Source organism: Ensifer sp. LC384, from assembly GCF_001695865.1.
Classification (GTDB): domain Bacteria; phylum Pseudomonadota; class Alphaproteobacteria; order Rhizobiales; family Rhizobiaceae; genus Ensifer.
Map to the genome: position 1 here is coordinate 118,153 of NZ_MBST01000089.1, position 22,573 is coordinate 140,725.

The window sequence follows — 22,573 nt, forward strand, 5'->3', positions numbered from 1 at the left end:
TCTTTTCGATGTGAAACAAACATGGGGTCTCCCACCGTTGGAAGGTCAAGAGGCAGTCCGGCCATATTTTTCCGCGTGCTTCAGCCGCTGAAACCGGTGGCGAAAGATCACGAACCGACCTGCCGATTGGCGGCAAATGCTCCGAAAAATTTGAAAGTCTTTCATTGCCGAACCCTGGAATGGACGGCTAGCGGTCGGCCGCGGGAAGACGCACAATCCGCAGGCTGTGCACAAGGGCATTCGCGTCGTCTCAAGGGGGCGGACGATCGCCCGCCCGGCACGGGCCGCAAACGGTTCGTGATGCGATCGCACCGGATTATCCGGGGATGATCGAAATGCACTGGTCGGGTACTGGAGGAGACTGTGTCCCGATCTCTGTCGTTCGGCTGCGTCGTGGCGACGCCGCCAAGGGAGGAAATATGTTTGAACGACTTTTCAAGTTAAAAGAGCATGACTCGTCCGTGCGCACCGAGGTGATCGCCGGCGTTACGACATTCCTGACGATGTCCTACATCATCTTCGTCAACCCCGACATTCTGTCGACCACGGGCATGGATAGGGATGCCGTCTTCGTCGCGACCTGTATTGCCGCGGCGCTCGGCTCGGCCGTCATGGCGCTCGTCGCCAACTGGCCGATCGGCATGGCGCCGGGCATGGGCCTCAACGCCTTCTTCGCCTTCACCGTCGTTGCAGCCCTCGGCTTCAGCTGGCAGCAGGCGCTGGGCGCCGTGTTCATCTCCGGCGTGATCTTCCTGATCCTGACCGTAACAGGGGTCCGAAGCTGGCTGATCGCCGGCATTCCGCATTCGCTCAGAAGCGCAATTGCTACCGGTATCGGTCTCTTCCTCGGTATCATCGCACTGAAGAATGCCGGTATCGTCGTCGACAATCCGGCGACGCTGGTCGGCCTCGGCGACCTGAAGCAGACCGGTCCGCTGCTGGCGATCCTTGGCTTTTTCGTCATCGCCGTGCTCGATTCGCTCAAGGTCCGCGGCTCGATCCTGATCGGCATCCTCGTCGTCACCATCCTGTCGATGCTGCTGGGTGTCAGCGAGTTCAAGGGCATCGTTTCCGCCCCGCCGAGCATCGCGCCGACCTTCATGCAGCTCGATATCATGGGCGCGCTGCATGGCGGCCTGGTCCACGTGATCCTCGTCTTCGTGCTCGTCGAAGTCTTCGATGCCACGGGTACGTTGATCGGTGTGGCCAAGCGCGCCAAGCTGGTCGAAGAAGGCAAGCCGAGCCGTCTCGGCCGCGCGCTTCTCGCCGACAGCACCGCCATCGTTGCCGGTTCGCTGATCGGCACCAGCAGCACCACGGCCTATGTCGAAAGCGCCTCGGGCGTCCAGGCTGGCGGCCGCACGGGTCTGACGGCGCTGACCGTCAGCGTGCTCTTCCTTGCCGCGCTGTTCTTCTCGCCGCTGGCAGCGGCCGTCCCGTCCTATGCGACGGCACCGGCACTGCTCTATGTCGCCGGCCTGATGATGCGCGAACTGACGGAAGTCGACTGGGACGACCTGACGGAAGCGGCGCCTGCCGCACTCACGGCACTCGCCATGCCCTTTACCTACTCGATCGCCAACGGCCTTGCCTTCGGCTTCGTGAGCTATGTCGTGCTCAAGGTGTTCACCGGCAAGTGGAGCGTCATCCATCCGGCAACGCAGTTGGTCGCGGCGCTCTTCATCGTGCGCTTCGCCTTCTTCGCCGAATAGGAAAAAGGCCGGGGCAAACGATGCCCCGGCCTCTCATACCTTCCCCCCGCGAAGGCTGGCCGGACCGTGGAGATTCCTGCGGCTCCGGCCTTTTTGCGCTTGGCGGCGGACGGTGGCTCAACCGCCCTCGATCAATATTGCCCGGCCGGCAGATGCACCACGAGGCCGTCAAGCGCGTCGGAGACGGTGATCTGACAGCTGAGACGGCTTCTTTCCTCCGGATTGACGACGCAATCCAGCATATCCTGCTCCTGATAGTCGGGCGACGGCAGCCTGTCTGCCCACGCACCATCGATGTAACAGTGGCAGGTGCCGCAGGCGCAGGAGCCGCCGCATTCGGCGGCGATGGCATCGATGCCGTTCTGGACGGCTGCCGACATCACCGACTGGCCCTCTTCAGCCTGCACCTCCGTCGACTTCCCCTCCGCATCCACAAAAACAATCCTGGGCATTGCATGGTCTCCACTCAAATCTGAAATCGGTCGTATTGCATTGCGCTGGATCGCGCGCTTGCCGGCGTTCAGGTCGGTTTGATGGCGATCTGCAGCCGCTTCGGCCCGCGCACCGAGAGGCCGCGCTTATATTCCGGCTTTTCATCAACAAGTTCGATCGTCGGGAAGCGCCGCAGCAAGGTGCTGAAGATGATGTCCATGTCGAGCCGGGCGAGATGGTTGCCGAGACAGAAGTGCACGCCGCCGCCGAAGGCCAGGTGCCTGTTGGGGGTGCGGCCGATGTCGAATGTATCGGCGTTTTCGAACTGTTTGGGGTCGCGGTTCGCCGCTCCATAAAGCAGCCCGAACTTCGTGCCGCGCGCGAAATTTCGTCCGCCGATTTCTACCTCCTCGATGCAGTGACGATGGAAGAACGGCAGGGGCGATTCGTAGCGGAACATCTCCTGCACCGCCGTCTGGATCAGTGCCGGATCCCGGCGCAGCCGCGCCATCTGTTCGGGAAAGCGCAGTAGCGCATGCATGCCGCTTCCAAGCACGTCGATCGTCGACCCATGGCCGGCCATCAGTATCAGCATGCACGTCGAAATGAACTCGTCTGAACTCATCGCGCCGGCGCGCTCGGCCTCGATGAGAACCGAGATGAGATCGTCCTTGGGGCTTCGCTCGCGCTCGTGTTTCAGTGCCGTCAGGTATTCGTAGAATTCGGTGGTGTTCGTCTCGGCGATGCGCTTGCGTTCATCCGACCGGTCGACGTCGAAGAACTGGACGATGTTCTCGGACCAGATGCGCAGCTGGGGACAGTCCTCGTCGGGGACGCCAAGCAGGCGGCCGATGATGTGGCCGGGTACGTGGGCCGCGAGATCGTCGACGAAATCGATCTGGCCGCGATCGGCAAGGCTGTCGATCAGCCTGTCGACATAGGCCTGGATCTGATCGCGCAGCTTGGCGATCATCGCTGGCGTGAAAAGTTTGAAGACCTGCTTGCGCAGCCGGTCGTGTATGGCGCCGTCGCTGTCGAGCAGGCTGAACTGCACGAAGCGCGAGTGATGCGGCATGTCGTGCCAGTTGCCGGCGCGCTGGATGGCGGCGATTTCCTCTGATGTTGCGATGTCCTCGAGCGAGCGGACCATGCGCTTGTCCATGACGATTGCCGAGACGTCCTCGAAGCGCGACGCCAGCCAGATGTCGAAATCCTCGAAATAGTGCAGGCCGCCCTTGTCGCGCAGCGCCTTATAGGTGGGATAGGGATCGCGCGCGAAATCTGGAGACAAGGGAGCGAACGCTGCCTCCACTCGGCCCTGTGTCGATAAGGTCTCCGCCATCTGCCACTCCCTGCAAAAACTGCATGATAACGTCATCGGGCAGATCGATGAAATGCAGCGCTCTCGCAAGATAATGGACAAAACCCGCATCGGCATGCAGAGTGTCGCGCATGTTGGCTGAGCGCGAAGAGATCTATTTTCACACACCGGCGCGTCTCGCCGGGGCGTTTCCCTACACCGCGCTGGTCGCCGGCGCTCGGGTGGCGTTGCCTGAGGAACCACCGATCCGCAAGCGCTTCCACCAGCATGTGCTGGTTCACACCACTGCGGGACAGGGGTTGATCGAGGTGCGCGGACAGCGGTTCGTCGCCCAGAAGGACATGTCGATCTGGTTGGACACATCGCAGGCCTATGAGCATCGCTGTGCGCCCGATGCCGGGGAATGGCGCTATCTCTGGATGGGCGTCGAGGGACACGGGCTGGACGATGTCTATGCCTTCCTCAATGTACAACAGTCACCGCTGTTCGAACCTTCCGATCGCGAAGCGGCACGGGCTGCGTTCCAGGCTGTCATCGGCTATCTCGACGAGCGCACGTCGGCAACGGATGCACTGGTCAGCGCGGCGATTGCCGGTCTGATTGCCAATCTGAGTGCGCCGCGATTGGCCGGTGCCGCACCAACCGACGATCCTGCATTGCGCGATCGGATAACCGGCGTGCTTGCGGCGGTCAGAAAGGACCTTGCAAAGGCCTGGACGATCAACGAGCTTGCCGCTCTCGCACGTCTCAGCCCGTCGCAACTCTTTCGCAGATTCAAGGATACGATCGGCACGACGCCGATGGATTGGCTGCGCCACGAGCGCATCAACCAGGCGAAACGCCAGCTGGTCGAGCCCGGCGCGAAGGTTTCAGCGGTTGCCGCGCATTGCGGCTATCCCGACCCGTACCATTTCTCTCGCGATTTTCGCCGTTTGACCGGTTACACCCCGACCAGGTTCAGGCGCGACGGCGGATATTAGATCGCGCATGAAGAGATGACGGCGCCCACTCCGATGGAGCGGGCCCGTCCTCTGGTTTCGAACCCGTCGTCAGCGCAGCAGGAAAGGCTCCTCGAAGAAATGCTCTTCAAGGTTGATGCCTTCGCCGCCGCGGTCGATCACGGCGAAGTCGGAGACGTCGTCGAGCGGCGTCAGGATGCCATGCCAGACATTGCGGGCGATGTTGACGCCCTGGCCCGGTGAGGTCCGGAAGGCAATCGGCTCGCTCGGGCCTTCTTTCGTCTCTGCCGAAACGACAACCAGAAAAGGGTTATCGGTCAAGGGAATGAAGGCCTGACTGCCGAGGGGGTGGCGTTCGACCATGGTCAGCTTCAATGGCAGCGGATAGGGCTCGCCGCGCACCAGGCTGATCATTGGCCGGGCCTTTTCGCCGGTGGTCTCGATCTTGGCAAGGTCATGGTAGCGGGTGCATTTTCCGCCGTTGATGGGGAAACTGTAGGCGTTTTCAGTCTCGATCACGTCGCCGAATGGCGCGAATGCCTCGCGTGTCAGCGGCTTTATCTCGATCTCCTTCATGTGACGCTCCTCCGTCCTATGTTGGTCGTTTATGGGGTGCCGGCCCTTGTAATGCGCCCGAAGACACGCAGCCGGCTGATGCCGCCGTCGGGGTAGATGTTGAGACGAACATGGGTGGCGTGACCGACCTCTTCGATCACGCCGGGGCCGTAGTCGTGGATGCTGTCGGCGCTGAGCTTCTGGCGCGGCAGCACCTCCCGCCAGTAGAGGGAGGAAGCGGTTACCAAGGCATCGGCCGCGCAGTCGGCCTCGCTGAGATCTGCCGCCTGCATCGAACAGGCGTCCGGGTAATTGCCCTTGAAATGCGCGGTATCGACGATGATGCGTTCGATCGACGTGCGCGCGGCAAGCTTGACGATGACCCAGTCGTTGCCGGGTTCACGCCGCCGCCGCGTTTCCCAGCCGTCGCCCATGTTGATCCCCCGACCGGGTGCCAGCAGCCGTTGATGGCCGTAGTGGCCGTTGGAGAAGACGACGATCCGGCCGCCGAGCAGCGAGGACGCGACATCGACGGTCTCGTCGCCGATCCGGTCCCGGTCGAGCTCCGGCGTGCCGTAGACCCGCAATCGGGCAACGCCACCGTCGGGATAGATGCGCAGCCTGACATGGCTCCAGATCCCGTCGGCAAGCGCCGTGAAGTGGTGATGGGCGCTTGGACCAAGCGGGCTCATGCTGAGCAGTTCGGTCCACACGGTGGTTTCATCAGGCCCATCAGGCGCCAGGCAGGCATCGATTGCGCAGGCAGAGGGGTAATTGCCGGTAAAATGCGCGGTATCCACATCGAAGCCGGCGATGCGGCCAGCGGCCGCAAGCGCGACGATCGCATGGTCATGGCCGGGACCGCGCCGACGCCGCGTTTCCCACCCATCCATCCATTTGCCGTGTTCGTCATAGACGCCCGGATGAAAGACTGCGGGGCAATCCTGCAGCAGCCGCTCGAGCGGGGCGAAGAACTCGTCGGTGGCAAAGACCGGCCTCGCACCGAGACCGGCGGAGGCGAGGTTGATCGCCTTGCGGGCGAAGTCAGGAAGGCCGACGCTGTCGATCGTCATCGCCTGGGCTCAGCTCGGCAGCATGTCTTTGAGGCGGAGAAGCGCAATCCTTTCCACCTGCCGGCATGCCGTCTCAAGTTCGAGGTCGCGATCGTTCCCGATCCGGCTTTCGAAGGCTGCGAGGATGTCCTCCTTGCTGCGGCCCCTGACCGCGATGATGAAGGGAAAGCCGAATTTCGAGACGTAGACGCTGTTGAGTTCGGTGAAACGTGCGCGTTCAGCGTCGGTCAGCGCGTCGAGGCCGGCAGAGGCCTGCTCGCTGGTCGAGCTTTCCGTCAGCCGCTTTGCCTGGGCCAGCTTGCCGGCGAGATCCGGGTGAGCGTTGAGCACGGCAAGACGCTCTTCTTGCGTCGCCTCGCGGAAGACTGTGGTCAGTGCCGCTGCAAGTCCGATCGCAGTATCACTGGCGGCCGACAGTTCGCCGGCAAATGCGCGCCTGGCGATCCACTCGGAATGTTCGAAGACGCCACCGAAGCGAGCGACAAAATCAGTCTCCGGAAGTCGCGATGGACGATCGTCCCAGGCCTTGAACGGATAGGTCCTTGCCCAGTGCCGTGCGATATCGATGCGCCGGGCGAGCCAGACCTTCTCGTGACTTTTTACGTAGTCGAGGAAGCGGGCAAGTGCTGCGGCGCGACCCGGCCTGCCGACGAGACGGCAATGCAGGCCGATGCTGAGCATCTTCGGCGCACCGGCGGCACCTTCCGCATAGAGCACGTCGAAGCTGTCCTTGAGATAGCTGAAGAACTGATCGCCGCTGTTGAAGCCCTGCGCAGTCGCAAAGCGCATGTCGTTGGTGTCGAGCGTATAGGGGATGACGAGCTGATGGCGGCCGGCATGTTCATGCCAATAGGGCAGGTCGTCGGCATAGCTGTCGGAGACGTAGTCGAAGCCGCCGGTCTCGGTGACCAGATCGAGCGTGTTTTCCGAACAGCGACCGGTGTACCAGCCGCGCGGCGGTTCACCGGTGACGACCGAATGCAGCCGGATCGCCTCAGTGATCTCTTCTCGCTCCCGTTCCGGACTGAAATCCTTGTGCTCGATCCATTTCAAACCATGCGAGGCGATCTCCCAGCCGGCGTCCTGCATGGCTGCCACCTGGGCAGGGGAGCGCTTCAGCGCGGTTGCTACGCCATAGACCGTCGCCGGCACCGCTTTTTCCGTGAACATGCGATGGAGCCGCCAGAATCCGGCGCGCGCGCCGTATTCATAGATCGATTCCATGTTCCAGTGTCGCTGTTCGGGCCAAGCCTGCGCGCCGACGATTTCCGACAGAAATGCCTCAGATGCGGCATCGCCATGCAGCACGCAGTTCTCGCCGCCTTCCTCGTAATTGATCACGAATTGCACGGCAATCCGCGCCTCGTCAGGCCAGACGGTGGTGGGGTTCGGGCCATGGCCGTGAAGATCGCGGGGGTATCTCATTTGAAGCAGTCCTCCAGACATTTGTCTCTGCGGGCTGATTCCTAACGGGATTTTTGCAGCGTCATTCCCCCCAAAAAATTTGAAAGTCTCGAATGATCCGCCTGCTTCTCAATGCACTGGCTCACCGGGATACTGCGAACTGGAAAGCTGACTTCGGGAGGAGCAAAACGCATGCAATCTCATGGTGGAAACGACGGCCGTCTGACGACCCATGTGCTCGACACGGCCAGTGGCAAGCCGGCCAAGGACCTGCGCATCGAGCTCTACCGTATCGAGGGGGAGCGGCAGACACATCTGCGCTCGGTCAGGACGAATGACGACGGACGCTGCGATCAACCGCTGTTGAGCGGATCGCTGATGCAGGCTGGCACCTACGAGCTGCATTTTCACGCCGGCGACTATCTCGGCTCTGAAGCTGCGCGCGGCGCCAACCCGTTCCTTGATGTCATCCCCATCCGCTTCGGTATCGACGACCAGGCGGCGCACTATCATGTGCCGTTGCTCTTGTCGCCCTATGGCTACTCGACCTACCGTGGGAGCTGATCGGCAATGACCATCCAGATCCGAAACACGATCCGTTTCCTCCTGAACCACCGCCTTGTCGAGCTTTCCGACGTTTCTGCAGTGCAGACGTTGCTCGATTTCCTGCGCATCGATCGCAACCTGCGCGGAACCAAGGAAGGTTGCGCCGAAGGGGATTGCGGCGCCTGCACGGTGCTCGTCGGCCGCATGCTTGGCGGGCAGCTCAAGTATGAATCCGTCAATGCATGTATCCGCTTCGTCGGCTCGCTCGACGGCTGTCATGTGGTGACCGTGGATTCGCTGGCAACGCCGGGTGGCCCGCTCCACCCCGTCCAGCAGGCGATGGTCGAGACGCACGCTTCACAATGCGGCTTCTGCACGCCCGGCTTCGTCATGTCGCTCTATGGGCTCTGGATGGAAAATCCGAAGCCCTCGGTCACCGAAATCGAGAAGGCGCTGCAGGGCAACCTGTGTCGCTGCACCGGCTATGCGGCGATCATTCGCGCGGCGGAAGCGATTTCGACCATCGGCGATCTCGGCAAGGATCCACTGTTTGCCGAGCGCGACCGGATCGCCGGCGAACTCTCGAGCCTTCAGGACGGTCGCCGCGTGGTGATCGGCGAGGGAGCTGAGCTGTTCATGCTGCCGGCGTCCGTCGACGATTTTGCCGATGTTCTCGAAGCCAATCCGAAGGCGACCATCGTCGCCGGCTCGACCGATGTCGGCCTTTGGGTCACGAAGTTCATGCGCGACATCGCGCCGGTCGTGCACCTCACGCATCTCGAAGAGCTTCGCCGCATCACTGTCGACGACAAGGGCGTGACGCTTGGCGCCGGTGTCAGCTATGCCGAAACCTATCCCGTCATCACCGAGCACTTCCCGCAATTGCGCGAGCTTTGGGACCGGATCGGCGGACAGCAGGTCCGCAACATGGGTACGGTTGGCGGCAACATCGCCAACGGTTCACCGATCGGCGACACGCCGCCGGCGCTGATCGCGCTCGGCGCGTCGGTGACGCTGCGCAAGGGCGCCCGCCGCCGCGCCGTCGCGCTCGAAGATTTCTTCATCGCCTATGGCAAGCAGGATCGTGAGCCCGGCGAATTTGTCGAGGCGGTCCACATTCCCTTCCTCGAAGCTGACACCAGCTTTGCCGTCTACAAGATCACCAAGCGTCTGGATGAGGACATTACCGCCGTCTGCGGTGCCTTCCGCCTGACATTTGACGGTGCCGGCGATGTCGCCGATGCGGTGATCGCCTTCGGCGGCATGGCCGGAACCCCGAAGCGGGCAGCTCATGTCGAGGCGGCACTCAAGGGTAAGGCCTGGTGCGAGGCAACGGTCGAGCAGGCGATCTCCGCCTTCGACCAGGACTTCACGCCGCTCACCGATTGGCGGGCCTCGGCGGAGTATCGTCAGCTGGTTGCGAAGAACCTGCTGCGCCGCTTCTATCTCGAAACGCAGGCGACCGGAAACATCCGGATCGACCGCAACATTGCCGTTGCCGTCTAGGAGGTGAGACCCATGAATGTGATGCAGCCCATCGACCGCATCCGCGGTGGCGTCCACGAAAACGAGCGGCACGAATCCGGCCACAAGCACGTGTCGGGAACGGCTGAGTACATCGACGATATTCCCGAACCGGCCGGCACTCTGCACGGCTATCTCGGCCTGTCCCAGCGCGCGCATGCCGATATCCTGTCGATCGATTTCGACGCGGTCAGCACCAGCGAGGGTGTCATCGGTATCCTGACTGCTGCCGATATTCCCGGCGAAAACGACATCAGCCCCGCGCACAAGCACGACGAGCCTATCTTCGTCACCGAAAAGGTGGAGTTCCATGGCCAGCCGATCTTCGCCGTCATTGCCACATCGCGCGAAGCGGCAAGGCGTGCAGCCGCCAAGGTCAAGATCGAATACCGTGACCTGCCGCATGTGACAGACGTGCTGGAGGCTGTGGCCGCGAACTATCCGCTGGTGATCGATCCCTTGAAGCTGGAGCGTGGCGACATCGAAGCCGGCTTTGCCAAGGCGAAGAACATCGTCGAAGGCGAGATGCGCATCGGCGGCCAGGACCACTTCTATTTGGAAGGCCAGATTTCCTTTGCCATCCCCGGCGAGGACGATGAGGTCCTGGTATATTCCTCCACACAGCACCCGAGCGAAACCCAGCACATGGTGGCAGCCGTGCTTGGCGTGCCGTCCAACGCGGTCACCGTCAACGTGCGCCGCATGGGTGGCGGCTTCGGCGGCAAGGAGACGCAGGCCAATATCTTCGCAGCCGTGGCGGCCCTGGCCGCGAAGAAGTACCGTTGCGCCGTCAAGGTCAGGCCCGACCGGGACGACGATATGTCGGCGACCGGCAAACGTCACGACTTCCATGTCGACTACAAGGTCGGCTTCGATGACGAGGGCCGCATCGAGGCGGTCGATGCGGTGTTTGCGGCGCGCTGCGGTTTCTCCGCCGATCTCTCCGGTCCCGTGACCGATCGTGCGCTCTTTCACGCCGACAACTGCTACTTCTACCCGAATGTCCGTCTGCGCTCGAAGCCGCTGAAGACCAACACCGTCTCGAACACGGCGTTTCGCGGCTTCGGCGGTCCGCAAGGCATGGTCGGCGGCGAACGCATGATCGAGGATGTCGCCTATGCCGTCGGCAAGGATCCGCTCGAAATCCGCAAGCTCAACTTCTATGGCGGTGAGGGCCGCAATCTCACGCCTTATCACCAGACGGTCGAAGACAACATCATCGGCCGCATCATCGAGGAACTCGAAACCTCGGCCGATTACGCCGCGCGCCGAAAAGCCGTGATCGCCTTCAACCGCGAAAACCACATTATCAAGCGCGGCATCGCGCTCACCCCGGTCAAGTTCGGCATCTCTTTCACCAAGACCGAGTACAACCAGGCCGGCGCCCTGGTGCACGTCTATACCGACGGATCGATCCACCTCAACCACGGTGGCACCGAGATGGGGCAGGGGCTTTATACCAAAGTTGCCCAGGTGGTGGCCGACGAGTTCCAGGTTGATCTCGATCGGGTCAAGGTGACGGCGACGACGACCGGCAAGGTGCCGAACACGTCGGCGACAGCGGCGTCCTCGGGTTCCGATCTCAACGGCATGGCGGCCGCCAATGCGGCGCAGCAGATCAAGGCGCGGCTGGTGCGTTTTGCCGCCGAACGCTGGAATGTTAGCGAAGCCGATGTCGCCTTCGAGCCGAATACCGTGCGCATCGGCGCGGAACGCTTAGCTTTCGGCGAGTTCATCAAGCTCGCCTATGGCGCCCGAATCCAGCTTTCGGCGGCCGGTTTCTACAAGACGCCGAAGATCCATTGGAACCGCTCGGAGGGCCGCGGCCGTCCGTTCTTCTATTATGCCTATGGCGCGTCCTGCTCCGAAGTCAGCGTCGATACGCTGACCGGCGAATATCAGGTCGATCGCACCGACATCCTGCACGATGTCGGCCGATCGCTGAACCCGGCATTGGATCTGGGGCAAGTCGAAGGCGCCTTCGTCCAAGGCATGGGCTGGCTCACCACCGAGGAACTATGGTGGGACGCCAAGGGGCGGCTGCGCACGCATGCGCCGTCGACCTACAAGATCCCGCTTGCCTCCGATCGTCCGCGCGTGTTCAACGTCCGCCTGGCCGAATGGTCGGTTAACCGCGAGGAAACGATCCGTCGGTCGAAGGCCGTCGGGGAACCGCCGTTCATGCTGGGCATTTCGGTTCTGGAAGCCTTGTCGATGGCAGCGGCGAGCGTTGCGGAGTATCGTATCCCTCCGCGCATCGACGCGCCGGCGACGCCGGAGCGGGTGCTGATGGCGATCGAGCGGCTACGGACCGCTGCAAGGCAAGAGGTGGTGGCACAGGATTGATGGCGATGGTTGCGAGCAGAGAGGATATCAGGGACTTCCTGCGCCGCGAGCCGGACTGCGTGCTGGTCGAGGTGACGGGTGCCGCTGGCTCGACGCCACGCGACACCGACGCCTGGATGCTGGTGGCGCCGGACGGCCTTTTCGGCACCATCGGCGGCGGCCAGCTCGAATATATGGCGATCGATCATGGGCGGCGCGCGCTCAAGCGCGGCGACGACGCCGATACGATGACGATCCCGCTCGGCCCCGAGATCGGCCAGTGTTGCGGCGGGCGTGTCGCGCTGGCCTTCACGCGCATTGATCGGGAGAAAGCGGCCATGCTGATTGAACGCAGCGATCTGGAGTTTGCCAGTCGACCCCATGTCTATGTTTTCGGCGCCGGACATGTCGGCGATGCACTGGCGATGGCGCTGTCGCTTGTGCCGGTGCGCACCATCCTCGTCGACACGCGCGAGGATGAGCTTTCGGCCGCCGACATTCACGGCATCGAGACTTGTCTGACGGCGATGCCCGAGGCGGTGGTCCGCGATGCCCCGCGCGGAAGCGCCTTCGTGATCCTCACCCATGACCACGCGCTCGACTTCCTGATTGCAGCCGAGGCGCTTAGGCGTGACGACGCGTCTTATGTCGGGATGATCGGTTCGAAGACCAAGCGCTCAACCTTCAAGAGCTGGCTGTCGCGGGAAATCGGCCGGCCCGATCTCTTCGACCGTCTCATCTGCCCGATCGGCGGCACGGCGGTGAAGGACAAGAGGCCGGCCGTCATTGCGGCCCTGGCCGCTGCCGAGATCATGACCGCCGCGCTCAACTACCATTGGGAAGCACCCGCCGTTTCGTCGGTCAAGGCAGGCAAGCGCATCGGCGCCTGACCTCAGGCGCTTTGGCGCGGTCGGATGACGCAGTCGCCGACCTGATCGAATTCACCCAGTTCTTCGGCGTGACGCTGCCCCCATTCGCAAAGGGCGAGCAGGACCGGCTCAAGACTCTGTCCCAGAGCCGTTGCCGAATATTCCACTCGGGGCGGCACTTCGCGAAAGATCTCGCGATGAACGAGGCCGTGTTCTTCCATCTCGCGCAGTTGCTGGATCAGCACTTTCTGGCTGACGGCGGGCACCAGTCGTCGCAATTCCGAGAGCCGCCGCGGGCCGTCGAACAGATGATAAAGGATCACGGCCTTCCATCGTCCGGAGATCACCTTGAGCGCACGCTCGGATGGCAGTGACGGCAGTCTCTTGATGATATCGGCCATGGTTACCATTCGGTCAGTATGGAACAAAAGGGTGTGTAGAGCCAAACCGGAGCCTAGCGCTAACTAGCGATCGAAGCCAATCAAATCGGGTCGAGATCCATGAAAGCAATCGAATACCGTACCTTCGGAGGCCCCGAAGTCCTTCAACTGATCGACATGCCGAAGCCGCTGCCGGCGCGCGGTGAAGCGCTGATGCGGGTTGGCGCGATCGGGCTCAATTTCTTCGAAGTTCTGATGCGGCAGGATCGCTATGCGGTCACGCCTGATCTGCCGATGGCGCCGGGTGTCGAGGTGGCGGGCATTGTCGAGGCGCTGGGCGCGGGCGTGAAGACGCCGGCAGTCGGCATGCGTGTCGCCGTGCCGATGTTCGCCTTCGGCCGCGGGGCGGGCGGATGTGCCGAATATGTCGCGATCGACGCGGACGCCCTCGTGCCGATCCCCGACGAGGTTTCGTTCGAGGTGGCGACGGCGCTGATGATCCAGGGACTGACGGCGCTTCATCTCGTTCGGCAGAGCGATCCCCGGGGCAAGACCGTGCTGGTGACCGCCGCGGCCGGTGGTGTCGGCTCACTGCTCATTCAGCTTGCAAGAGAGGCGGGCGCCAAAACGGTGATCGGGCTTGCGGGTGGCAGCGAGAAAGTCGCATTCGCTCGCTCGCTCGGCGCGGACCTTGCGATCGACTACCGGGCGGCGGATTGGCATGCGGCGCTCGGGGCGCGTCCGGCGGGTGGGCCCGTCGAGACGATCTATGACATGGTGGGTGGATCCGTCACCAAGTCGGCGCTTGGCGTTCTGGCGCAAGGCGGTGACCTCGTCTTCGGTGCGATGGGGCGCTTCGAACTCGAAACTGCCGATATCGAACAGATGCTGTCAGCCAATCAATCTCTGCGCGGGTTCGCCTTGTTGCCGTCGCTCACGCCTTCAACCATGAAGGCCGACCTCTGCGATCTGTTCCGTCGCGTCGTAGAAGGGCGGCTCAAGGTCCATGTGGGTGGTCGGTTTCCGCTGGGACAAGCGGCAGAGGCGCACCGCGCCATGGAAACGCGAAGCACGATCGGCAAGATCGTGCTCGTACCGTAGTCCATGGAAAAGAGCGCTGTATTGCCGCGGCGGTCAGGTCAGCATCTTGCCGATCAGCCGCTGACAGCGCTCGGCCATATAGTCGATCATCAGCCGCACCTTCGGATCCTGGAAGCGCTTGTGCGGATAGATCGCGGCCAATTGCACGCCGAGCGGCGGTGTCGCCGCCAGGATTGGTACTAGCTCGCCGGTATTGATGTGGCTCTTCACTTCGAAAAGCGGCTTGTTGATGATGCCGCGCCCGTCGAGCGCCCATTGCGTCAGCACGTCGCCGTCATCGGAATCATAAGGCCCGGTCACTTCAAATTTCCTGACGCCCTCCGGCGTCTGCAACGTCCAGAAGTATTCCTTGGACCCGGGGTAACGCAGCAGCAGACAGTCGTGTTTGTCGGCGATGAGATCGTCCGGCGTCTGCGGTATCCCGCGTTTTTCGAAGTAGGCGGGTGCGCCACAGACGACCCGCTCGCAATTCATGATGCCGCGCATGCGCAGGTTCGAGTCTTCGAGAATGCCAAGCTTGAAGGCGACATCGACCCCTTCCGACAGGATGTCGACGTTGTGGTCGGAGAGCCGCAGCCGCACCTCGATATCCGGATACTTGTCGTGAAATTCCGGAATGCCCGAGGCGATCAGCCGCCGACCTATCCCTAGCGGAGCGGTAATCTTCAGCGCGCCCTTCGGATTGTGCGACAGATCCGCGATGGCATTTTCCGCCTCGTTGACCGCTTCGAGGATCTTGACGGCACCGTCGTAGAACACACGACCGTGCTCCGTCGGGGTCAGCTTTCGTGTCGTTCGATTGAACAGCCGAACGCCCATGTGGCGTTCCAACTCTTTGATTCTATTGCTGGCAACCGCCGGCGTTACGCGCTGATCACGACCAGCCGCCGACAGTGTTCCAAGCTCTACGACGCGTACGAAGACGCGCACATTGTCCAGATATGACATGCCTCCCGATTTCTCCTCCGGGCCTTATGTAACGCATCCATTCCGTCGCGATTTTATAGTTTTTTTTGAAAGTGTTGGTGAAGCAGCGACGTTCCCGCGACCTCCAGCAATGACACATAATGCGCCACGGAGAAATGGGAGAATTGCATGTACGAGTATGCCATAGCCTGGGATTGGCTCACCTTTGCCATGAGATGGCTGCATGTCATCACCGGTATCGCGTGGATCGGTTCGTCGTTTTATTTCGTCGCGCTCGACCTTGGCCTGAAGAAAAGACCCGATCTGCCGGTGGGAGCCTATGGCGAGGAATGGCAGGTTCACGGCGGCGGCTTCTATCACATCCAGAAGTATCTGGTGGCGCCATCAAACATGCCGGAGCACCTGATCTGGTTCAAATGGGAATCCTACGTCACCTGGCTTTCCGGTTTCGGCATGCTGTGCATGGTCTACTACGCCGGCGCCGACCTCTATCTGATCGATCCCAATGTGCTCGACGTGTCGACGACGACGGCGATCGCCATTTCGCTGGCATCGATCGGTTTCGGCTGGCTTGCCTATGACACGATCTGCAAGTCGCCGGCCGGGCGCGACAACACCAAGCTGATGGTGCTTTTGTATTTCATCCTGGTCGCCATGGCCTGGGGCTATACACAGCTCTTTACCGGCCGCGCGGCCTTCCTGCATCTTGGCGCCTTCACCGCGACGATCATGTCGGCCAACGTGTTCTTCATCATCATTCCGAACCAGAAGATCGTCGTTGCGGACCTGATCGCCGGCCGCACGCCGGACGCGAAATTCGGTGTCATCGCCAAGCAGCGTTCCACGCACAACAACTACCTGACGCTGCCGGTGCTGTTCCTGATGCTGTCGAACCACTATCCGCTGGCGTTCGGGACGGAGTACAACTGGATCATCGCCTCGCTGGTGTTCCTGATGGGCGTGACCATCCGCCACTATTTCAATACGCGCCATGCCGACAAGGGCAATCCGACCTGGACCTGGCTTGCGACTGCGCTGCTGTTCATCGTCATCATGTGGCTGTCGACCGTGCCGAAGATCCTGAGCGGTGACGAAGAGGCAAAAGTTTCGGCCGCGCAGCAGCCCTTCGTCACAGCCGAAGCCTTTCCGAAGGTTCGCGATACCGTCCTTGGCCGCTGTTCCATGTGTCATGCCAAGGAGCCCGGCTGGGAGGGGCTGGTCGTGCCGCCGAAGGGCGTGACGCTCGAGACCGATACCGAAATCGCAAATCATGCGCGTGAAATCTATCTGCAGGCCGGCCGCTCGCACGCCATGCCGCCGGCCAATGTCACTGGCATATCCGACGACGAGCGCAAGCTTCTTGTCGCCTGGTATGAAACGGTTGTAAAGGGAGAGAAGGTCCAATGACCGATTTGCTGATCCGCGGCCGCGTGCTGACCTTCGTCGAAGCACCGAAGGGCGTCGACGATACCGCCTCCTATCGCTACTTTGAAGATGGCGCCGTTCTGGTGCGCAACGGCAAGGTTGCCGACATCGGCGAGCATGCGGATGTCGCTCGCCGCGCCGGCACAAACGTCAAGGTTGCCGACCACCGTCCGAACCTGGTGCTGCCGGGTCTGATCGACACGCATCTGCATTTCCCGCAGACGCAGGCGATCGCATCCTATGGCGCGCAATTGCTCGAATGGTTGAACACCTACATTTTCGTCGAGGAACAGAAGTTCCGTCAGCCGGAGCATGCGGAATTCATCGCCGGCCGGTTCATGGACGAGCTGCTTTCCAACGGCACGACCACTGCCGTCGCTTATTGCTCGGTCCATCCCGAAAGCGTCGATGCCTTCTTCGGTGCTGCGGAAGACCGCGGCATGCTGATGATCGGCGGCAAGGTGATGATGGACCGCAATGCGCCCGACGCGCTGCGCGACACGCCGCAACTCGGCTATGACGAGACGAAGCAGTTGATCGGCAAGTGGCACGGCCGCGGCCGCGCGCATTACGCCATCAGCCCGCGTTTCGCCATTACCTCGACGCCGGAGCAGATGGAGATGAGCCGCGCGCTCGTCGCCGAACATCCGGAATGCTACGTGCAGACGCATCTTTCCGAGAACAAGGACGAGATCGCTTTTGCAACATCGCTCTACCCGGAAGCGAAGGATTACACCGACATCTATGCGCGCTACGATCTCCTGACGCGCAAGACGCTGCTCGGGCACTGCATCTATCTGAGCGATCGCGAGATTTCGGTTCTCGCCGAGACGGGCGCTGTCGGCACCTTCTGTCCGACCTCGAACCTGTTTCTCGGCTCAGGCCTGTTCGATCGCGACCGTTTCGACAAGCTCGGCGCGCGCTGGTCGGTGGCAACCGATGTCGGCGCCGGCACCAGCTTCTCGATGCTGGAAACCATGGACGAGGCCTACAAGGTTCTTCATCTGCAGGGCCAGCGGCTTTCGCCGTTCAACTCGTTCTACATGATGACACTCGGCAACGCCCGGGCTCTGGATCTCGAGGACCGCATCGGCTCGCTGCATATCGGCGCCGACGCCGACATCGTCGTGCTCGACAGTCGCGCAAAGCCGTCGATGGAGCTGAGAATGCGCGTGGCCAGCACACTCGCCGAGGAACTCTTCATCCTGCAGACGATGGGTGACGACCGTTCGGTGGCAGAAACCTATGTTGCCGGCAAGCCGATGAAACATCGTGCAGGCACCCAGGCTGCTAAGGTGGGAATTAACGGTAGCCAGGTGCTCGAGACGGTCTGAACCGAAGCTGAAAATCCCCGATCTACGACATGCACGAGCCTCCCCTCCCAAGGGGAGGCTTTTCTGTCAGAGATCTTCCGGGCGCTTGCCGCCCATGGCCCGGGTCAGGGCATCGGCGCGCTCGCGCACGACCGGTCCCAGCACCGTGAGCTTGTCGTCATTGACGCGCACGGATGGTCCCGAGATCGAGATTCCGGCGATCGTTTCCCCATATTCGTTGAAGATCGGCGCGGCCACGCAGCGCATGCCGAGCGTGTGTTCCTCGTCGTCAATCGACCAGCCGCGCTGGCGAATTTTCTGAATGTCCTGCAGCAGGGCCGGCAGGTTGTCGCGTGTCTTGTCGGTGAAATGCGCCAGCTCGCGGCCGGCCAGCAGATGTGCGACATCCTTGTCGGCCCATGTCGACAGGATCGCCTTGCCGATGCCCGATGCATGGATTGGCCCACGCCGGCCGGGGCGAAAGAAGGCCCGCATCGGGGCATGGCTTTCCACCTGCGAGATGAACACGACATCTCCACCTTCCTCGATGCCGATGTTGGCGGTCTCGCCGCTTTCTTCCATCAGCTGTTTCAGGAACGGGCGGCTGATGGTGCCAAGCTTGCGGAAGCGCAGATAGGCGTTGCCGATCTCGAAGGCCTTGAGGCCGATCGTCCAGGCGCCGGTGTCGGGGTCGTTCATCACCATGCCGTGGTTGGCCAGCGACGTCAGCAGCCGGTGCACGGTCGATGGCGCCATCCCTGTGACGTCAGACAAGTTGGTCAATGTCGAGCCGTCGTTCTCGGCAACGATTGCCAGCAGCGTCAGGCTGCGGTCGAGCACCTGCACGGAGCCGGGCGCTGCATTTTCGCCTGCCTTCCGACCGCGTTTTCCCTTGCCTGTCGCATCCATGATCCATCCTCCAGCCGCCCGAGTCATTCCTATCATCCTCTAGCAGGACCAGGATCGATTGTTTCGAAATTCTTGAAGATGTTTATTTCCGTCTGATGGAAATGCATCCCATTTATATGTTGCATATCGCCGTTGATGGGGTATCGTTTCATCAAATAGGAGGAGTTTCCATGGCTAAGATGCGCGCCGTCGATGCGGCTGTTTACGTTCTCGAAAAAGAGGGCATCGATTGTGCCTTCGGTGTCCCCGGTGCGGCCATCAATCCGTTTTATTCCGCCCTCAGGGCGCGCGGCTCGGTTCGCCATATCCTTGCACGTCACGTCGAGGGCGCCTCGCATATGGCGGAAGGCTATACTCGCGCCAAGCACGGCAACATCGGCGTCTGCATCGGCACGTCGGGGCCGGCCGGCACGGACATGATCACCGGGCTTTATTCAGCCTCTGCCGACTCGATCCCGATTCTTTGCATCACCGGCCAGGCGCCTCGCGCCCGTCTGGACAAGGAAGATTTCCAGGCGGTCGATATCGCCAAGATCGCCGCACCCGTCACTAAGTGGGCCGTCACCGTTATGGAGCCGGCGCTGGTGCCCTTCGTCTTCCAGAAGGCCTTTCACCTGATGCGCTCTGGCCGGCCGGGACCGGTCCTGATCGACCTGCCGGTCGATGTTCAGCTCGCCGAGATCGAGTTCGATCCCGAGACGTATGAGCCGCTCGAACCCTACAAGCCGAAGGCGACGCGCGCGCAGGCGGAAAAGGCGATCGCGATGCTGAACGAGGCCGAACGGCCATTGATCGTTGCCGGTGGCGGCATCATCAACGCCGATGCCTCTGACCTGCTGACGGAATTTGCCGAGATCACCGGCATTCCTGTAATCCCGACCCTGATGGGCTGGGGTACGATCCCGGACGACCATCCACTGATGGCCGGCATGTGCGGCCTGCAGACGTCGCATCGCTACGGCAATGCCAGCATGCTCGCCTCCGACTTCGTGCTCGGCGTCGGCAACCGTTGGGCCAATCGCCACACCGGCAACGTCCCGACCTATACCGAAGGCCGCAAGTTCGTTCATGTCGATATCGAACCGACCCAGATCGGCCGAGTCTTCGCTCCGGATTTCGGCATTGTGTCTGATGCCGGCGCAGCTTTGAAGCTTTTCCTCGACGTTGCAACCGAGTGGAAGACGGCCGGCAAGCTGCGTGACTGGTCGGGCTGGGCGGAGGAGTGCCGTGAGCGCAAGCGGACCATGCTGCGCAAGACCCATTTCGACCAGACACCGCTCAAACCCCAGCGTGTCTATGAAGAGATGAATAAGGCCTTCGGCCGCGACACCTGCTATGTCTCGACCATCGGCCTCAGCCAGATCGCCGGCGCCCAGTTCCTGCATGTCTACAAGCCGCGCAACTGGATCAATTGCGGTCAGGCCGGCCCGCTCGGCTGGACCCTGCCGGCCGCCCTTGGCGTGCGTGCCGCCGATCCCGATCGGCCGATCGTCGCGCTTTCCGGCGACTACGATTTCCAGTTCATGATCGAGGAACTGGCGGTCGGGGCCCAGCACAAGCTGCCCTATCTGCACGTCGTCGTGAACAATTCCTATCTCGGCCTCATTCGCCAGGCGCAGCGCGGCTTCAACATGGACTTCGAAGTCAGCCTCGCCTTCGACAACATCAATGCGTCTGAAGACGCGGAGAAGGGTTATGGCGTCGACCATGTCGCCGTCGCCGAAGGGCTCGGCTGCAAGGCGATCCGGGTGCGCAGCCCGAATGAATTCCAGGAGGCTTTCGACCGGGCGCGGGCGCTGATGGACGAGCACCAGGTTCCCGTCGTCATCGAGTTCATCCTCGAGCGCGTCACCAACATCTCCATGGGTGCGGACATCAATGCCGTCGTCGAGTTCGAGGAACTGGCGATCCGCGGCGAGGACGTACCGACCGCGATCGAAGCGCTTCTCGACTGAAAACAATCACAAGGAGGAAACATCGCATGGCGAAGTTCGCTGCGAACCTGACAATGCTGTTTACCGAGGCACCGTTCCTCGATCGTTTTGCCCTTGCTGCAAAAGCCGGCTTCGAGGGCGTCGAGTATCTCTTCCCGTACGAATTCGAGAAGGTGAGCCTGCGCGCCGAGCTGCAGCGCCACGGTCTGAAACAGGTGCTGCACAACCTGCCGGCCGGCAACTGGGCCGGTGGCGAGCGCGGTATCGCCATCCTGCCTGACCGGATCGACGAGTTCCGCAAGGGCGTGGCCAGCGCCATCGACTATGCGACCGCGCTTGATTGCAAACAGGTCAACTGCCTGGTCGGCATTGCGCCGGACGGGGTCCCGGAAGCCGTACTGCGCAGCACCCTGGTCGCCAACCTTAAGCTGGCCGCGAGCGAACTCGGCAAGCAGGGCATTCGCCTGCTGATCGAGCCGATCAACCACTTCGATATTCCCGGCTTCTATCTCAACACGGTCGAACAGGCCGCTTCGATCATCGACGAGGTCGGCAGCGACAATCTCTTCATCCAGTACGACCTCTACCATCAGCAGCGCACGCGGGGCGAACTCATCGGCACCTACAGGCGCTTTGCCGGCCGCATCGCCCACGTCCAGCTTGCCGACAACCCCGGCCGCAACGAACCGGGTACCGGCGAGATCAACTATCCCCACGTCTTCGATGCACTCGAAGAGGCAGGCTACGACGGCTGGATCGGCTGCGAATACAAGCCGCGCACGACCACGGCCGAAGGCCTCGGCTGGCTTGGCGCCGAGCGCAAGCGCACGCAATCCGCAGATATCATCAAGATCAGGAGTTAAGCACAATGGCAACGATCGGCTTTATTGGACTGGGCATCATGGGTACGCCGATGGCACGCCATCTGCAGGATGCCGGACACACGATCATCACCTCGAAGTTCGCGATCCCGCCGCGCCAGGAACTGCTCGACAACGGCCTGAAGTTCGTCGAGACGCCGAAGGCACTTGCCGAGACCGTTGACACCATCATCCTGATGTTGCCCGATACGCCTGAAGTGAAGGACGTGCTCTTCGGCGAGAACGGCGTCGCCTACGGTCTTTCCAAGGGCAAGCTGGTCATCGACATGAGCTCGATCTCGCCGATCGAGACCAAGGAGTTCGCCAAGAAGGTTCGTGAAACCGGTGCGGAATACGTCGATGCGCCGGTCTCCGGCGGTGAAGTCGGCGCCAAGAACGCCTCGCTTTCGATCATGGCCGGCGGCTCGCAGGAGAGTTTCGACCGCGCCCTGCCGCTCTTCAAGCTGATGGGCAAGAACATCACGCTCGTTGGCGATTGTGGCGATGGCCAGGTGACCAAGGTCGCCAACCAGATCATCGTCGCCCTGACGATCGAGGCGGTTTCCGAGGCGCTCGTCTTCGCCTCGAAGGCCGGCGCCGACCCGGCGCGGGTTCGCGAAGCGCTGATGGGTGGTTTTGCCTCCTCGCGCATTCTCGAAGTGCATGGCGAGCGCATGATCAAGCGCACCTTCGATCCGGGCTTCCGCATCTCGCTGCACCAGAAGGATCTGAACCTGGCGCTGCAGGGGGCGAAATCCCTCGGTATTTCGTTGCCCAACACGGCTGCGACCCAGGAACTGTTCAACAACTGCGCCGCCAACGGTGACAGCGGGCTCGACCATTCCGGCCTGGTACGCGCCTTGGAGCGCATGGCGAACCATCAGGTCGCCTGAGACCGTTGCCGGCCGCATAAATGCGCATGATCCGTCCGGAGACCCATTGCACCGGGCCGATCATGTGTCCGGGCGGCGGTAGGAGGAACCGCCGCCCGAGACGACTACTGC

The 22,573-nt window shown here is 62.0% G+C and carries 20 protein-coding genes; 12 read left to right on the plus strand and 8 right to left on the minus strand.

What is annotated here, in order from left to right; translation table 11 throughout:
* Positions 1–419: 419 nt before the first annotated feature.
* The gene (locus BC363_RS32470; protein WP_065784288.1) at positions 420–1,712 is read left to right on the plus strand and encodes an NCS2 family permease; all 1,293 of its coding nucleotides are present in this window, start codon (positions 420–422) and stop codon (positions 1,710–1,712) included.
* Positions 1,713–1,843: 131 nt separating this feature from the next.
* On the opposite strand, the gene BC363_RS32475 is transcribed toward BC363_RS32470, so the two are convergent.
* Together BC363_RS32475 and BC363_RS32480 are read right to left on the minus strand one after the other, a co-directional pair.
* Positions 1,844–2,164, minus strand: a complete 321-nt coding sequence (locus tag BC363_RS32475) for a 2Fe-2S iron-sulfur cluster-binding protein (RefSeq protein ID WP_065784289.1) — start codon at positions 2,162–2,164, stop codon at positions 1,844–1,846.
* A gap of 68 nt (positions 2,165–2,232) precedes the next feature.
* A complete protein-coding gene (locus tag BC363_RS32480; RefSeq protein WP_065784290.1) occupies positions 2,233–3,486 on the minus strand; it encodes a cytochrome P450 in 1,254 nt (417 codons plus the stop codon).
* A 110-nt stretch (positions 3,487–3,596) separates the two neighbouring features.
* Between BC363_RS32480 and BC363_RS32485 the strand changes: the two genes are divergently transcribed.
* A complete protein-coding gene (locus tag BC363_RS32485; protein ID WP_083223548.1) occupies positions 3,597–4,445 on the plus strand; it encodes an AraC family transcriptional regulator in 849 nt (282 codons plus the stop codon).
* Between the two features lie 69 nt (positions 4,446–4,514).
* Here BC363_RS32485 and BC363_RS32490 read toward each other — a convergent pair whose 3' ends face one another.
* The 3 genes from BC363_RS32490 to puuE are packed head-to-tail and all read right to left on the minus strand — an operon-like array spanning position 4,515 to position 7,477.
* Entirely contained in the window at positions 4,515–5,000 is a 486-nt protein-coding gene (locus BC363_RS32490) for an ureidoglycolate lyase (RefSeq protein WP_065784291.1), read from the minus strand.
* 29 nt (positions 5,001–5,029) lie between these two features.
* Complete coding sequence (gene alc / locus BC363_RS32495; protein WP_065784292.1) at positions 5,030–6,052, minus strand: allantoicase; 1,023 nt, start codon at positions 6,050–6,052, stop codon at positions 5,030–5,032.
* Between the two features lie 9 nt (positions 6,053–6,061).
* Positions 6,062–7,477, minus strand: coding sequence for an allantoinase PuuE (gene puuE / locus BC363_RS32500; RefSeq protein WP_065784293.1), 1,416 nt, complete (start codon positions 7,475–7,477; stop codon positions 6,062–6,064).
* A gap of 171 nt (positions 7,478–7,648) precedes the next feature.
* On the opposite strand from puuE, the gene uraH reads away from it, so the two are divergent.
* The 4 genes from uraH to xdhC are packed head-to-tail and all read left to right on the plus strand — an operon-like array spanning position 7,649 to position 12,741.
* The gene (gene uraH / locus BC363_RS32505) at positions 7,649–8,020 is read left to right on the plus strand and encodes a hydroxyisourate hydrolase (protein WP_025428592.1); all 372 of its coding nucleotides are present in this window, start codon (positions 7,649–7,651) and stop codon (positions 8,018–8,020) included.
* 6 nt (positions 8,021–8,026) lie between these two features.
* The gene (gene xdhA / locus BC363_RS32510) at positions 8,027–9,508 is read left to right on the plus strand and encodes a xanthine dehydrogenase small subunit (protein ID WP_065784294.1); all 1,482 of its coding nucleotides are present in this window, start codon (positions 8,027–8,029) and stop codon (positions 9,506–9,508) included.
* A 12-nt stretch (positions 9,509–9,520) separates the two neighbouring features.
* Positions 9,521–11,872: a xanthine dehydrogenase molybdopterin binding subunit gene (gene xdhB / locus BC363_RS32515; RefSeq protein ID WP_065784295.1), complete on the plus strand. Its 2,352-nt coding sequence runs from the start codon at positions 9,521–9,523 to the stop codon at positions 11,870–11,872.
* Positions 11,872–12,741, plus strand: a complete 870-nt coding sequence (gene xdhC, locus BC363_RS32520; RefSeq protein WP_065784296.1) for a xanthine dehydrogenase accessory protein XdhC — start codon at positions 11,872–11,874, stop codon at positions 12,739–12,741. The genes xdhB and xdhC overlap by 1 nt, the downstream gene beginning before the upstream one ends.
* A 2-nt stretch (positions 12,742–12,743) precedes the next feature.
* On the opposite strand, the gene BC363_RS32525 is transcribed toward xdhC, so the two are convergent.
* Positions 12,744–13,121: a helix-turn-helix domain-containing protein gene (locus BC363_RS32525; protein ID WP_065784297.1), complete on the minus strand. Its 378-nt coding sequence runs from the start codon at positions 13,119–13,121 to the stop codon at positions 12,744–12,746.
* Positions 13,122–13,220: 99 nt separating this feature from the next.
* On the opposite strand from BC363_RS32525, the gene BC363_RS32530 reads away from it, so the two are divergent.
* Entirely contained in the window at positions 13,221–14,201 is a 981-nt protein-coding gene (locus BC363_RS32530; RefSeq protein ID WP_065784298.1) for a zinc-binding dehydrogenase, read from the plus strand.
* A gap of 33 nt (positions 14,202–14,234) precedes the next feature.
* Here BC363_RS32530 and BC363_RS32535 read toward each other — a convergent pair whose 3' ends face one another.
* Positions 14,235–15,149: a LysR family transcriptional regulator gene (locus tag BC363_RS32535; RefSeq protein WP_065784299.1), complete on the minus strand. Its 915-nt coding sequence runs from the start codon at positions 15,147–15,149 to the stop codon at positions 14,235–14,237.
* Between the two features lie 147 nt (positions 15,150–15,296).
* Here BC363_RS32535 and BC363_RS32540 point away from each other — a divergent pair, with 147 nt between their 5' ends.
* Positions 15,297–16,535, plus strand: coding sequence for a urate hydroxylase PuuD (locus tag BC363_RS32540; protein WP_065784300.1), 1,239 nt, complete (start codon positions 15,297–15,299; stop codon positions 16,533–16,535).
* Entirely contained in the window at positions 16,532–17,887 is a 1,356-nt protein-coding gene (gene guaD / locus BC363_RS32545; RefSeq protein ID WP_065784301.1) for a guanine deaminase, read from the plus strand. The genes BC363_RS32540 and guaD overlap by 4 nt, the downstream gene beginning before the upstream one ends.
* A 66-nt stretch (positions 17,888–17,953) precedes the next feature.
* Here the strand turns inward: guaD and BC363_RS32550 are convergent, their stop codons facing one another.
* Entirely contained in the window at positions 17,954–18,775 is an 822-nt protein-coding gene (locus tag BC363_RS32550; protein ID WP_065784302.1) for an IclR family transcriptional regulator, read from the minus strand.
* Positions 18,776–18,945: 170 nt separating this feature from the next.
* Here BC363_RS32550 and gcl point away from each other — a divergent pair, with 170 nt between their 5' ends.
* Genes gcl through glxR form a run of 3 tightly spaced genes read left to right on the plus strand, consistent with a single transcriptional unit; the run spans position 18,946 to position 22,462 of the window.
* A complete protein-coding gene (gcl, locus tag BC363_RS32555) occupies positions 18,946–20,730 on the plus strand; it encodes a glyoxylate carboligase (RefSeq protein ID WP_065784303.1) in 1,785 nt (594 codons plus the stop codon).
* Positions 20,731–20,756: 26 nt separating this feature from the next.
* Positions 20,757–21,572: a hydroxypyruvate isomerase gene (gene hyi / locus BC363_RS32560; RefSeq protein WP_065784304.1), complete on the plus strand. Its 816-nt coding sequence runs from the start codon at positions 20,757–20,759 to the stop codon at positions 21,570–21,572.
* Positions 21,542–22,462 (plus strand): 2-hydroxy-3-oxopropionate reductase, encoded by a 921-nt coding sequence (gene glxR, locus BC363_RS32565; protein WP_244512936.1) that lies wholly within the window; start codon positions 21,542–21,544, stop codon positions 22,460–22,462. The genes hyi and glxR overlap by 31 nt, the downstream gene beginning before the upstream one ends.
* The last annotated feature ends 111 nt before the right edge of the window (positions 22,463–22,573 follow it).